Origin of the sequence: Limnohabitans sp. Bal53 (assembly GCF_003063355.1) — a bacterium.
Lineage (GTDB): Bacteria > Pseudomonadota > Gammaproteobacteria > Burkholderiales > Burkholderiaceae_C > Limnohabitans_A.
The window spans coordinates 621,718-635,269 of the sequence record NZ_NESH01000002.1; the positions used below are offsets into that span (position 1 = coordinate 621,718).

The 13,552-nt window shown below is 60.8% G+C and carries 10 protein-coding genes; 1 reads left to right on the forward strand and 9 read right to left on the reverse strand.

Translation table 11 applies throughout. From position 1 onward, the window contains the following. Window positions 1-55 precede the first annotated feature (55 nt). On the forward strand, window positions 56-844 hold the full coding sequence (locus B9Z50_RS07855) for an outer membrane protein assembly factor BamD (protein ID WP_108363083.1): 789 nt from the start codon (window positions 56-58) through the stop codon (window positions 842-844). Here B9Z50_RS07855 and B9Z50_RS07860 read toward each other — a convergent pair. From B9Z50_RS07860 to B9Z50_RS07900, 9 genes are all read right to left on the reverse strand, one after another. Next, window positions 813-2,954, reverse strand: coding sequence for an ATP-dependent DNA helicase (locus B9Z50_RS07860; protein ID WP_108363084.1), 2,142 nt, complete (start codon window positions 2,952-2,954; stop codon window positions 813-815). The two genes, B9Z50_RS07855 and B9Z50_RS07860, sit on opposite strands and share 32 nt — an antisense overlap. Next, window positions 2,951-3,193: a DUF465 domain-containing protein gene (locus B9Z50_RS07865; protein ID WP_370463061.1), complete on the reverse strand. Its 243-nt coding sequence runs from the start codon at window positions 3,191-3,193 to the stop codon at window positions 2,951-2,953. The genes B9Z50_RS07860 and B9Z50_RS07865 overlap by 4 nt, the downstream gene beginning before the upstream one ends. After that, the gene (locus B9Z50_RS07870; protein WP_146183180.1) at window positions 3,190-3,654 is read right to left on the reverse strand and encodes a hypothetical protein; all 465 of its coding nucleotides are present in this window, start codon (window positions 3,652-3,654) and stop codon (window positions 3,190-3,192) included. Before B9Z50_RS07870 ends, B9Z50_RS07865 begins: the two co-directional genes overlap by 4 nt. Further along, window positions 3,651-4,748, reverse strand: a complete 1,098-nt coding sequence (gene zapE / locus B9Z50_RS07875; protein ID WP_108363086.1) for a cell division protein ZapE — start codon at window positions 4,746-4,748, stop codon at window positions 3,651-3,653. Before zapE ends, B9Z50_RS07870 begins: the two co-directional genes overlap by 4 nt. 113 nt (window positions 4,749-4,861) lie before the next feature. Continuing rightward, window positions 4,862-6,289: a dihydrolipoyl dehydrogenase gene (gene lpdA, locus B9Z50_RS07880; RefSeq protein WP_108363087.1), complete on the reverse strand. Its 1,428-nt coding sequence runs from the start codon at window positions 6,287-6,289 to the stop codon at window positions 4,862-4,864. Window positions 6,290-6,349: 60 nt separating this feature from the next. After that, window positions 6,350-7,606, reverse strand: coding sequence for a 2-oxoglutarate dehydrogenase complex dihydrolipoyllysine-residue succinyltransferase (gene odhB, locus B9Z50_RS07885; RefSeq protein ID WP_108363088.1), 1,257 nt, complete (start codon window positions 7,604-7,606; stop codon window positions 6,350-6,352). Window positions 7,607-7,697: 91 nt separating this feature from the next. Further along, window positions 7,698-10,565, reverse strand: coding sequence for a 2-oxoglutarate dehydrogenase E1 component (locus B9Z50_RS07890; protein ID WP_108363089.1), 2,868 nt, complete (start codon window positions 10,563-10,565; stop codon window positions 7,698-7,700). Window positions 10,566-10,793: 228 nt separating this feature from the next. Beyond that, on the reverse strand, window positions 10,794-12,692 hold the full coding sequence (locus B9Z50_RS07895; protein ID WP_108363090.1) for a propionate--CoA ligase: 1,899 nt from the start codon (window positions 12,690-12,692) through the stop codon (window positions 10,794-10,796). 184 nt (window positions 12,693-12,876) lie between these two features. After that, window positions 12,877-13,482 (reverse strand): isochorismatase family protein, encoded by a 606-nt coding sequence (locus B9Z50_RS07900; protein WP_108363687.1) that lies wholly within the window; start codon window positions 13,480-13,482, stop codon window positions 12,877-12,879. Between the last annotated feature and the right edge of the window lie 70 nt (window positions 13,483-13,552).

Sequence of the window (13,552 nt, forward strand, 5' to 3'; positions counted from 1 at the left end):
ATAATCAAAGCGTTCAACAATCAAGGTGTCACAGATGCAAAGCTTCAGATTATCGATGGTTCCAGCCGGCCTGGTTTTGGCCACGGGACTCCTTCTGAGCGGCTGCGCCAACACCCCCAATGACCCGACGGCGGGCTGGACCCCTGAAAAAATCTACAGCGAAGCGCGCGATGAAGTGAACGCTGGGGCTTGGGACAAGGCCATTGGCTACTACGAAAAACTCGAAGGCCGCGCAGCCGGCACGGCGCTGGCTCAGCAAGCCCAAATCGACAAGGCTTTTGCCCAGTACAAAACCGGCGACAAGATCCAAGCGGTTGCCACCTTGGACCGCTTCATCCGCCTGCACCCCACCAGCCCCGCCATTGATTACGCCATCTACCTCAAAGGTCTGGTCAACTTCAACGACAACTTGGGCTTGTTCTCTTTCATCACGCGACAAGACCTGTCCGAGCGCGACCAAAAGGCGACCAAAGACTCCTACGAGTCCTTTCGCGAGCTGACCACACGCTTTCCAGATTCCAAATACAGCGCCGATGCGCGCCAGCGTATGACGCACATCGTCAACTCGCTGGCTGCCTACGAGGTGCATGTGGCGCGCTACTACGCCAGCCGTGGCGCGCATGTGGCCGCCATCAACCGGGCGCAGCAGGCCATTGCCGACTACCAAGGCGTGCCCGCCCTTGAAGAGGCGCTGGCGATTTTGGTCAGCTCCTACAAGGCCATGGGCATGACGGCGCTGAGCAACGATGCCAAGCGCGTGTTGCAGACCAACTTCCCGAAGTCGCCCTTTTTGCTCACCGATGGCGCAGAGGTCAAGCGCTCGGGTGGCTGGCGTCTGTGGTGAGCTGACGCAGCGCGTGCAGAAAAGCCGCGTGGTCCTCCAGGCGGCGCATGGCGGGCAAACCCCGCACCAAACGGCGTCCATATGACATCGTGCTCAAACGGTTGTCACAGACCACCAAAATCCCGCGATCGGTTTCGCTGCGAATCAATCGCCCTGCGCCTTGTTTCAGTGACACCGCCGCCTCGGGCAAAGCGTGGTCGGCAAATGCGCTCTTGCCCTGCTGCGTGATGCGCTGGCTGCGTGCCTCAAACAACGGGTCACCGGGCGGCGGAAAAGGCAACTTGTCGATGACCACCAACTGCAGCGCATCTCCGGGCACGTCAAACCCTTCCCAAAACGAAGCCGAGGCCACCAGCACGCAACCCGTGCGGCCGTGTGCATCGCCAAGGCCACCGCCTTCGCGAAAGCGCTCCATCAAACGGCGCTTGGGGCTTTGACCCTGAACCAGCACTTCCACACCGCCTTCGCACTGCGCTTGCAGTTGCTCGCCAATGCTGCGCATGGCGTTCAAAGTGGTGGTCAGCACCAAGGTTCTGCCACCCAATGTGGCCAGCGCCTCCAACACCAAAGCGGCCACCTGGCTGGCGTGGGCCGGGTCACCCGGTCGCGGCAAGTGCGGCGGCACATACAGCGCCGCTTGCTGGGCATAGTCAAAGGGGCTGTTGACCTGCATGACCTCGGCCGTGCTCAGGCCACAAGGCTCGGTGAACCAGCGCAAACTCGGCTCGTCGCCCAAGGTGGCCGAGGTGAAAATCCAGGCCCGCTGACCGACACCGCACACAGGCCCAGATGCAGCCGACTCGCCGGCTGCGTGTCGGGGGTCACCCGCCATCAAGGCCTCCAGTGAATCGGGATCGACATCGGGGCCGAGCGCTGCACCAGACTCGGCATCACCGGCCGGCGCGACCGACACGGGCCGAGTCAAGGCAGAAAAGGCTTGAGCGATGTCCAGCGGCGACTCGATCAGGCGCAGCTGCGCACTGACCTCGGCCCAGCGCACGCCTTCGGGGTTCGGGGTGTCGGCAAACAGGGCCGCGCGCTGCATCAACTCGCGCGTGCGATCACCCAGACGCTGAAAATCCGGAGCCAGCTCGCTGACCATGTCCAGGCCATTTTGTAAATGGCCCAAGGCCTGGGTCACCGCCTGCAAAGCCGCGTTCCATTCGCTGGGCTCCACACCCTCGGGTTGCTGGCCGATCCAGCGCAAGCGCACCGAGCCGCGGTGCATGCCCGCCGCCAAGCGCAGGTCGCGGGCAGTTTTTTCCAATTGGCCCGTCAAACTTTGCCAATCGACCAAGCCACGCGCCAATTGCAAGCCCGTGGCCAGAACGTCGCGCACCAACTCGTGCAACTGCACGGTGGACAGTTGCTGACCCAGAAAATTGACGCCAATCTCATTGAGCTGGTGGGCCTCATCGAACACCGTCACGCGCACCGTGGGCAGCAACTCGGCCACGCCCGACTCGCGCACCGACAGGTCGGCAAAAAATAAATGGTGGTTGATGACGACCACATCCGATGCCATGGCCTCTTTGCGTGCCAGATTGACGTGGCAGGCGCGGTAGCGTGGGCAGGTCGAGCCCAAGCAGTTGTCGCGGGTGGAGGTGACCAGCGGCCACAGGGACGAGCGCTCGTCCAGGCCCGTCAGCTCGGCCATGTCGCCCGTGCGTGTGGATTGCGCCCACGTTTCGATTTTGGCCAGCGCTTTTTGTGCACCGGGCTGGGCCGACTCGGGGCTGTGGCGGGATTGCTCCATGCGGTGCAGGCACAGGTAATTGGATCGCCCCTTGAGCAAAGCCACACGGATAGGCAGACCCAGCACCTCCACCAGGCGCGGGATGTCGCGTGAAAACAATTGGTCTTGCAGCGCCTTGGTGGCCGTGGACACCAGCGCCCGCTGACCGCTGAGCAAAACCGGCACCAGATAGGCATAGGTTTTGCCCGTGCCTGTGCCCGCCTCCACCACCAACTGGCCGCCGTCTTGCACCGTGCGGCTGACGGCCATGGCCATGTCGGTCTGGCCCTGTCTGGGCTGAAAGCCAGGCACCGTCTGCGCCAACACTCCGTGATCGGACAGGGTCTCGGCCACCCGCTGGTCAAGCAAATTCAAGCGGGCTCCTTGGGGGCCAACTGCGCTTGAAGGCTGGCCATCTGGTCACGCAAAGCCAATCGGCGCTTTTTCATGCGGCGCATTCGCAACTCATCCAGGTGGCCTGGCGCTGCAGCCGCTTGGTCAATCAGCGCATCCAGGTCGGCATGCTCGATTTGCCACTCGATCAACTGGCGCTGCGGCGAGCGCAGATCCATCGCAGCGCTTTGGGAAGCATCTGCGCAGTTGTCCGTGCTCATGGCGTCTCCCGGGTATCAGACTGCTTGCCTTGCAGCCGCCTCTCGCGCTGCTCGGTGCGCCACAAGCGCTCTTGGGCGTTCAGGGCCAGCTCTTGCTGGCGCAGGGGTTCTAGTGCCTGTCGGCGGGCGCGGCGCGCCTCGGTCAAACAGGCATTGACAGCGAACTTTTGCCAACAGACCGCCTGCTGCGTTGCTTCAGCCTGCTCGATGGCGCTTCGCTGCAAAGCCAGCGCTTGTCTTTGACGGGTGATGGTCTCGGGCAGCGCGTCGGGGTTGGATGCTGACTGCGCGTTGGACTGGGGTAGATTCTGCGCTGGGGCTGACGATGGTGCGGTGAACGGCACACCAGCTGCAAGGGCCAGAAGTTTGGATGGTTCTTGGGCCGATTGCGCCTGGGCTGCACAGAGTGTCAAGAGGCCCAGCACCAAGCCACACCATCCGCGTACAGGTCGGCGTGTCATGTGAGGTGCGTGTCCACAGTGCGGTGCTCCAACGCCAAGAACTCGCTGGACTGCATCTCGTGCAGGCGCGAGACGGTGCGCGGAAACTCGTGAGACATGGGGCCCGAGGTGTACAGCCCTTCGGGCGGCACCGCGGCCGACATGATGAGCTTGACCCGGCGGTCATACAACACATCGATCAACCAGGTGAAACGCCGCGCCTCAGACGCCATGCTCACGGGCATGTGCGGCACATTGCTCAGCAGCACCGTGTGGTACTGCGTGGCAATTTCAAGGTAGTCGTTTTGCGAACGTGGACCGCCGCAAATGGCGCGAAAGTCAAACCAGACCACATCACCGGCACGGCGTTGGGCGGTGATCTCTCGCGCTTCGATGTGCAGCACCGGGTCTTCGTCCGGCCCCGTGGCCAAGCGGTTGAAGGCGTCGTTCATCTCGGCATCGGCCTGCTCGCCCAAAGGCGAGTGGTAGAGCTTGACCATCTCCAGCGTGCGGCGGCGGTAATCGGTGCCGTTGTCCACATTGAGCACCTGCATGCGCTGGTTGAGCAATGCGATGGCAGGCAATATACGGTCGCGGTGCAGGCCGTCGGGGTAAAGGCCATCGGGCTCGAAGTTGGAGGTGGTGACAAAGCCCACACCGTTGTCGAACAGCGCCACAAGCAAGCGGTGCAAGATCATCGCGTCGGTGATGTCGGCCACATGGAACTCGTCAAAGCAAATCAACTGGTAACGCTTGGCCATGCGTTTGCCTAATTCGTCTAGCGGGTTGACGGTGCCTTGGATCACCGTGAGTTCGCGGTGTACTTCGCGCATGAACTCATGAAAGTGCAAACGGGTTTTGCGCTCGATCGGCACGGCCGCAAAAAAGCAGTCCATCAAAAAGCTCTTGCCGCGCCCCACTCCGCCAAACATGTAAACCCCCTTGGGGATCTCGGGGCGGCTGAAGAATTTGCCCAAAAGGCCAGATCGCTTGGACTTGTAAGCCGCCCACTCGGTGGCGCAGCGCTCCAGTGCCTCGATGGCCCGCAACTGCGCGGGGTCGCTTTGGTAGCCCCGTTTTTGGAGTTCTTCTTCGTAAACTTCACGAACGGACATGGGTGGCTTGCTCTTCAATTCAATAACAAAACCCGGGACCAGGCCCGGGTTTTCAGGGATGCAGAACTTTAACCCAACTCACCCAGCGCTGCAGTGCCGGGCGCGTCAAGGTCTTAGAAGTTCAGGCTGCGCTTGTCCACCGCCAAAGCGGCCTCTTTGGTGGACTCGCTCAAGGAAGGGTGCGCGTGGCAAATGCGTGCAATGTCTTCCGCGCTGGCGCGGAACTCCATGGCCACGACGGCTTCGGCGATCAGCTCGGACGCTTGTGGACCCACGATGTGCACGCCCAGGATTTCATCGGTGACGGCATCGGCCAGCATCTTCACCATGCCGGTCGTGTCGCCCAGGGCGCGGGCACGGCCGTTGGCCAGGAACGGGAACGAACCCGCCTTGTAGGCCACGCCGTCGGCTTTGAGCTGCTGCTCGGTGCGGCCGACCCAAGCGATCTCTGGGCTGGTGTAAATGACCCAAGGGATGGTGTTGAAGTTGACATGACCGTGTTGGCCAGCAATGCGCTCAGCCACGGCAACGCCCTCTTCTTCGGCTTTGTGCGCCAGCATCGGGCCACGCACCACGTCACCCACTGCCCAGACACCAGGCAAGTTGGTTTTGCAGTCGGCGTCCACGACCACCGCGCCGCGCTCGTCCAACTGCAGGCCCACCGCTTCGGTGTTCAAGCCGATGGTGTTGGGCACGCGACCGATCGAGATGATCAGCTTGTCGGCGTCCAGCTTCACGGCTTCGCCTTTGGCGTTGGTGTAGTTGACCGTGACGCCCTTCTTGCCGTTGACGATCTCGCCGACTTTCACGCCGAGCTCGATCTTGAGGCCCTGCTTGTCAAAAGCTTTCTTGGCTTCCTTGGCGATTTGCTCGTCCACAGCGCCGAGGAATGTGGGCAGACCTTCCAAAATGGTGACCTCCGAGCCCAGACGACGCCAGACCGAACCCATTTCCAGGCCAATCACGCCAGAACCAATCAAGGCCAACTTCTTGGGCACTGCACCCACGCGCAAAGCGCCGTCGTTGGACAACACATTGACTTCGTCAAACGGTGTGCCAGGCAAAGCGCGGGCATTGGAGCCGGTGGCGATGATGACTTGTTTGGCGGTGATGTCCTCTTCGGTCTTGCCCGCCACATGGATCGTGTAGCCGCCTTCAGCCTTGCCAGCAAAGCTGCCGCGACCATGGAAAAACGTGACCTTGTTTTTCTTGAGCAAGTACAAGATGCCGTCGTTGTTTTGCTTCACCACGGTGTCTTTGCGGGCGATCATTTTGGCCACGTCCATCTTCACGCCCGTGGCGCTGATGCCGTGCTCGGCGAAGTGGTGGTTGGCGTGGTCAAAGTGCTCGCTGGACTGCAACAAAGCCTTGGAGGGGATGCAACCCACGTTGGTGCAGGTGCCGCCAGGCGCTGGGCCACCGGCTGCGTTTTTCCACTCGTCGATACAGGCGACCTGGAAACCGAGTTGGGCAGCGCGAATGGCTGCGATGTAGCCACCGGGGCCACCGCCGATGACAACGACGTCGAATTGTTTGCTCATGGGATATGTCTTCTGGATGAAAAACGCCCCCTGGGCAGGGGGCATTCAAAACAAGGGGATTTAGATGTCGAACAAAAGGCGGGCTGGGTCTTCCAGCGCTTCCTTCATGGCCACCAGGCCCAGAACGGCTTCGCGGCCGTCGATGATGCGGTGGTCATACGACATGGCGAAGTAGTTCATGGGGCGAACCACGACTTGGCCGTTTTCCACCATGGCGCGGTCTTTGGTCGCGTGCACGCCCAAAATAGCGGACTGGGGTGGGTTGATGATCGGGGTGGACATCATCGAGCCGAAAGTGCCACCGTTAGAGATCGAAAAGGTGCCACCGGTCATCTCTTCCATGCCCAGCTTGCCGTCACGGGCCTTGACGCCGAATTCGGCGATCTTTTTCTCGATGTCGGCAAAGCTCATCTGGTCGGCGTTGCGCAAGATGGGCACCACCAAGCCACGGGGCGAACCCACGGCAATACCGATATCGAAATAGCCGTGATAGACGATGTCGTTGCCGTCGACCGAAGCATTCAAGACCGGGAATTTCTTCAGGGCGTGCACAGCGGCTTTGACGAAGAAGCTCATGAAGCCCAACTTGCAGCCATGTTCCTTCTCGAAACGCTCTTGCATGCGCTTGCGCATCTCCATGACCGGGGCCATGTTGATTTCGTTGAAGGTGGTCAAGATGGCGTTGGTCGATTGCGATTGCAGCAAACGCTCGGCCACGCGGGCACGCAGACGGGTCATGGGCACGCGCTGCTCTGGGCGCTCGCCCAAATCCACAGCAGGGCCAGACACCTGAGGCAAGGCCTTGGTGGGCACGCCGGTCGGGATCACGGCGGCGGTGGACTTGACGCCACCGGCCACAGCGGCCAATACATCACCCTTGGTCACACGACCGTCTTTGCCAGAACCTGCCACAGAACCTGCAGCCAAGCTGTTGTCGGCCATGAGTTTGGCGGCGGCGGGCATGGCCACACCGGCCATGCTGCCACCTGTGGCAGCAGCTGGCGCTGCGGCAACAGGCGCAGGCGCAGCGGCGGCTGGCGCTGCAGCGGCTGCCGGGGCGGCAGCGGCAACTTTGCCGTCGGTGTCGATGCGGGCGATCAGTTGCTCGGCGGCCACGGTGGCACCGTCGCCCTGGATGATTTCAGACAGCACACCAGCGGCGGGCGCGGGCACTTCAAGGACGACCTTGTCGGTTTCGATCTCGATCAGGATCTCGTCGGCGGCCACGGTGTCGCCGACTTTCTTTTTCCACTGCAGCATGGTGGCCTCGGCCACGGACTCGGACAGTTGGGGAACTTTGACTTCTACGATTGCCATGATTTTTCCGTTATGCGTTGTACGTTAGGAAGGTGTACGGGAGGATGTGGGTGAAGGGTCTGGCGCTGAACACTCAGCGCCAGGAGCCACTTCACTTGGTCAGCACGAAGCCTTTGAGTTTGGCAAAAGCCGCCTCAATCAGCGCCTTTTGCTGGTCCTGGTGCAGGTGCGAGTAACCCACCGCTGGAGAAGCGGAGGCGGCGCGACCGGCATAACCGAGCTTTTGGCCACTTTGCATGTTTTCGTGGATGTTGTGCTGGATGAAGAACCAGGCACCCTGGTTTTGTGGCTCGTCCTGGCACCACACGATGTCGGTGGCATTGGGGTACTTTTTCAGCTCGGCCGCAAACGCCTTGTGCGGGAATGGATAGAGCTGCTCGACACGGATGATGGCCACGTCGTCGGCACCCTTGGCTTCGCGGTGCTTGACCAGGTCGTAGTACACCTTGCCCGAGCAAGCCACCACGCGCTTGACCTTGTCGGCTTTGAGCGTTTTGTTCTCGGGGATCACGGTCTGGAAGCTGCCATGCGTGAACTCGGACACGGGCGAAGTCGCGTCTTTGTTGCGCAGCAGCGACTTGGGCGTGAATATGACCAAGGGCTTGCGCAGGTTGCGCACCATTTGGCGACGCAACACATGGAAGATCTGGCTGGCGGTGGTCGGCTGAACCAGTTGCATGTTGGTGTCGGCCGCCAACTGCATGAAGCGCTCAACGCGGGCCGAGCTGTGCTCGGGGCCTTGGCCTTCGTAGCCGTGGGGCAGCATCAGGGTGATGCCGTTGACACGGCCCCACTTGACTTCACCCGACGCGATGAACTGGTCGATCACCACCTGTGCGCCGTTGGCAAAGTCACCAAACTGCGCTTCCCAGATCACCAAGGTGTTGGGATCGTTCGAGGCGTAGCCGTATTCAAACGCCAGCACCGCTTCTTCAGAAAGGATCGAATCGATCACGGTGAAGGGTGCCTGGTTCTCGGTGACGTTTTGCAGCGCCACATAGGTGCCGGTATCCCACTTTTCGCGCTTTTGGTCGTGGATCACTGCATGGCGGTGTGTGAAGGTGCCACGGCCGCAGTCTTCGCCCGACAGGCGCACGGGATAGCCGCTGGCCACCAAAGAGGCAAAAGCCATGTGCTCGCCCATGCCCCAATCCACCGGGATTTCGCCCCGGCCCATGGCCGCACGGTCGTCGTACACCTTTTTGACCAGCTGGTGTGGTGAGACAGATTCAGGAATGGTCGAGATTTTCTCGGCCACACGCTTCCACTCGGCCAAGGGGATGGCGGTGTCACCGGCATCGGTCCACTTCTTGCCCAGGAAGGGCGACCAGTCCACGGTGAACTTGGTCTTGAAATTGGTCAGCACAGGCTCGGTCGTGTTCTTGCCTGCGTCCAGGGCGGCCCGGTAGGCCTTGGCCATCTCCTCGCCCAATGTGTCACCCAAGCCTTGAGCGGCCAGTTTGTCGGCAAACAGTTTGCGCGTGCCAGGGTGGGCCGCGATCTTTTTGTACATCAGCGGCTGGGTCAAAGCGGGGGTGTCCTGCTCGTTGTGACCCAGTTTGCGGAAGCACACCACGTCCAGCACCACATCCTTGCAGAAGGTCATGCGGTATTCCAAAGCGAGTTGTGCAGCCATGACGACGGCCTCTGGATCGTCGCCGTTGACGTGCAGCACAGGAGCTTCAACCATCTTGACGATGTCGGTGCAAAACACGCTCGAACGCATGTCGCGCGGGTCAGACGTCGTGAAACCGATTTGGTTATTGATGATGATGTGCACCGTACCGCCTGTGGAATAACCACGGGTTTGCGCCAGTGCAAAGGTTTCCTGGTTGACACCTTGGCCACCAAACGCGGCGTCGCCATGCACCAGCACGGGCAGCACTTGCTTGCCCAATGGGTCATCGCGGCGGTCCATGCGGGCACGCACCGAGCCTTCGACCACGGGGTTCACGATTTCGAGGTGCGAGGGGTTAAACGCCAGCGACAAGTGCACAGGGCCACCGGCCGTGCTCACATCAGAGCTGAAACCCTGGTGGTACTTCACGTCACCGGCAGGCAAGTCTTCCGGGGCAGTGTGGTCAAACTCGGCAAACAGGTCCGCTGGCAACTTGCCCATGGTGTTGACCAGCACGTTCAGGCGGCCACGGTGGGCCATGCCGATCACAACTTCCTGCACGCCCTGGGCACCTGCTGATTGGATCAGCTCGTCCATGGCGGCAATGAAGCTTTCCCCGCCTTCGAGGGAGAAGCGCTTTTGGCCCACGTATTTGGTGTGCAGGTAGCGCTCCAGGCCTTCGGCAGCCGTCAGGCGGTCGAGGATCTGCTTTTTCTTCTCGGCCGTGAAGTTGGGCTTGCTGCGGATGCTTTCAAGCTTTTGCTGCCACCAGCGCTTTTCAGCCTGCTCGGTGGTGTACATGTACTCGACCCCGATCGTGCCGCAATAGGTCTCTCGCAGCGCATTGAGCAACTCGCGCAAAGACATGCGGTTTTTGCCGAAGAAGGTGTTGCTGGTGTCGAACACGATTTCATGATCGGCATCGGTGAAGCCGAAGAAAGCGGGGTCGAGGTCAGGAATATTGGGGCGCTCGGTGCGCTTCAAGGGGTCCAGATCAGCCCAGCGTTGGCCCACGTTGCGGTAAGCGGCGATCAGCTGTTGAACGGCGGTGCGCTTGCGGCCCATTTCAACATCGGCACTGGCCATGACAACTTTGGTGCCGCCGGACTTGGCGCGTTCGGCAAAAGCATTGATGACGGGCAGATGGGGGACGTCTTTGGCGTTGGTGCCGTCGACTGCGGGGACGTGCTGAAGTGCGTCGAAATAGTCGCGCCAGGAGTCTGGGACGCTACCGGGGTTGGCCAGGTAGTTTTCGTACATCTCTTCGACGTACGGGGCGTTACCGCCGAACAAGTGAGTGTTGCCTTGGTAGGCAGCGTAGACGGAATTAGTCTCGCTCATATTTCGCTGACCTCCGTTTCCCTCTGGGAAACATTAGTTGGTTGAGATTTACCTTCCGCGACACGGCTGAACCGGTTGGCGGATGCGACTGTGGCAAAGGAAGGGCCTGAGTACAGCCCGCATTGTGCCACGCCTTATCCGATACCAAACTTACAGTCACATGAAACAAAAATGGGGAGAAGGTATTTGGGCTAAAAAAAGACCCCGACAAAGCGGGGTCCCCAAACATCAGCCTTTGATCAGATCCACGATCTGCTGCAAAGCACCTGGATCGTCCATGGTGGTCAGGTCACCCGGATCGCGCCCTTCGGCCACGGCCTGGATGGCACGACGCAGCAACTTGCCGCTGCGCGTCTTGGGCAGAGCCGAGACAAAGAACACACGCGATGGACGGGCCACTGCGCCGAGTTGGCTGTCCACCACCTTCATGACTTCGCCTTCGAGCTTCAGGCGTGCCGCCGCGTCCGCCAGGCCCGAGGTGTCTTTGGCAATGGCAAACGCCATAGCCACCTGCCCTTTGAGCTGGTCGGCCACACCAACCACCGCGACTTCGGCCACATTGGGGTGGCTGGAGATGCTTTCCTCGATCTCGCGGGTGCCCAGACGGTGGCCTGCGACGTTGATCACGTCGTCGGTGCGGCCCAAGATGAAGTAATAACCGTCCTCGTCACGCACCGCCCAGTCGAAGGTGCTGTAGACCAACTTGCCCGGGACAGTCTTCCAATAGGTCTTGACAAAACGCTCGTCGTCGCCCCAGATGGTCTGCAGGTTGCCGGGTGGCAAAGGGCCCTCGATGGTCAATACGCCCTTCTGGTTGGCGCCGGTGAGCTCTTCGCCCGTTTGGTCGTCGACCAGTTTGACGTTGTAACCATAAATCGCCTTACCGGGCGAGCCGAACTTGCTGGCCGCTTTTTCCACGCCATTGCAAATGCTCAAAATCGGCCAGCCAGTCTCGGTCTGCCAGTAGTTGTCGATGATGGCCTTGCCGTTCAAGCCTTCAGAAATCCACTTGGCGGTCGGCTCGTCCAGTGGCTCACCGGCCAAGAACAAGGCTTGCAAGCTGGACAGGTCGTATTTGGTCAGCAGCGCGGGGTCTTGTTTTTTGAGCACACGGATGGCCGTGGGGGCGCTGAACATCACTTGGACTTTGTACTTTTCGACCAAGCTCCACCAGATGCCGCCATCGGGGCGAATCGGCAGGCCTTCGTACATGATGGTGGCCATACCGCCGATCAACGGGCCATAGATGATGTAGCTGTGGCCCACCACCCAGCCGATGTCGCTGGTGCAGAAAAAGGTGCCGCCCGGCTTGCCTTCAAAGATGTTGGGGATGCTGGCAGCCAAGGCCACGGTGTAGCCCCCGGTGTCGCGCTGCACGCCCTTGGGTTTGCCGGTGGTGCCTGAGGTGTAGAGCGTGTAGCTGGGGTGAGTGGATTCGACCCACACACACGGCACGACCGCATCCATGTGCTTGGCTCGCTCGGTGGCGTAATCCACATCGCGGCCGACCACAGGGGTGAATGGGGCCAACTTGCGGTCGACCATGACCACGTTGGCGGGTTTGTGAGCCGAGAGCTTGATGGCTTCGTCGAGCAGCGGTTTGTAAGGCACGCCCTTGCCGCCACGCGAGCCGGCGTCGGCACTGATGATGACTTTGGGCGAGGCGTCTTCGATGCGGGTGGCCAGCGAGTGCGAGGCAAAACCACCAAACACCACCGAGTGGATCGCGCCCAAACGCACGCAGGCGAGCATGGCAAAAGCAGCCTCGGCGATCATGGGCATGTAAATCAGCACGCGGTCGCCCTTGACCACGCCCAGGTCTTGCAAGATGGCCGCCATGCGCTGCACTTCGGCGTGCAACTCACGGTAGGTGTAGGTTTTTTCCTGATCGGTCTCGGTGGACACAAAGATCAAAGCGGGCTGGTCGGCCCGCTCGGCCAAATGGCGGTCCACCGCGTTGTGGCACAGGTTGGTTTCGCCACCCACAAACCACTTGGCAAAGGGTGGGTTGCTGTAATCACAGATTTGCTGGGGCTGGACTTTCCAGTCCACCAGTTTGGCCTGCTCGGCCCAGAATGCGTCGCGGTCATTGATCGAGCGCGCGTGAAAGTCAGCAAAGTTGCCCATGAAAAGTCTCCTGATGTCCCAACATGAAGAAAAAGGCATTGGGGTCACCCATCGGGTGCCCGCCTCTTCTGAATTCATAATTATGAGCAAGGGACTTGCAACAAGCTGACTCTGTCCCGTGCCGGACAGCTCTTCGCCCCATTCATGGGCGGTGAAATCCGGGGCCAAGCCCCGGGTCAAAAGATCACTTGAACAAGCTTTGCAGCAACTTGAAGTCGGGGTGCTCGGCCGTGCGAATCCACTCAAACGCCACCATCTCGGCGGTCACCAACTCGGCTCCAGCACCTGCCAGTCGATCATAGGCGGCATCGCGGTTGCGCTCGGTGCGTGAGCTGCAGGCATCGGTCACCACCCACACCTCAAACTCGTCTTCCAGCAGATCGAGCGCGGTCTGCATCAAACAAATGTGCGCCTCACAACCGGCCAATACGATGGTCTTGCGCGGCTCAGCCCCCGGCTGAGGCTTTTGCAGGTGGCGCGGCAAGCTGCGGGCATTGCCGCGCGGGGCCTGCACGGGTTCGGGCTGCAGCCACTCGCCCAAGCCTTCTTCGACGGCGCTGAACTGCATCTTGGCCAACACCTGACGGCAGTGACTGCGAATTTCCGGGGGCATCTCGCCCAAGCGCGATGGGTTTTGCTCGGTGCCCCAGGTGGGCACGTCCAGTGCCTGGGCCAAGGTGGCCAGACGCGCGGCGTTGGCCCAGACCGCATCGGCGTCCAGCATCGCAGGCTTGAGTCGCGCCTGGAAATCCACCAGCACCAATTGGCTTTCATCTGCATCGATCAACATGTTCATTCCTCTGTGTTTCTTAGGCTGGATTGTCGCAGCAGCATCGTGGACTGAAAAATTGAATGGCCAT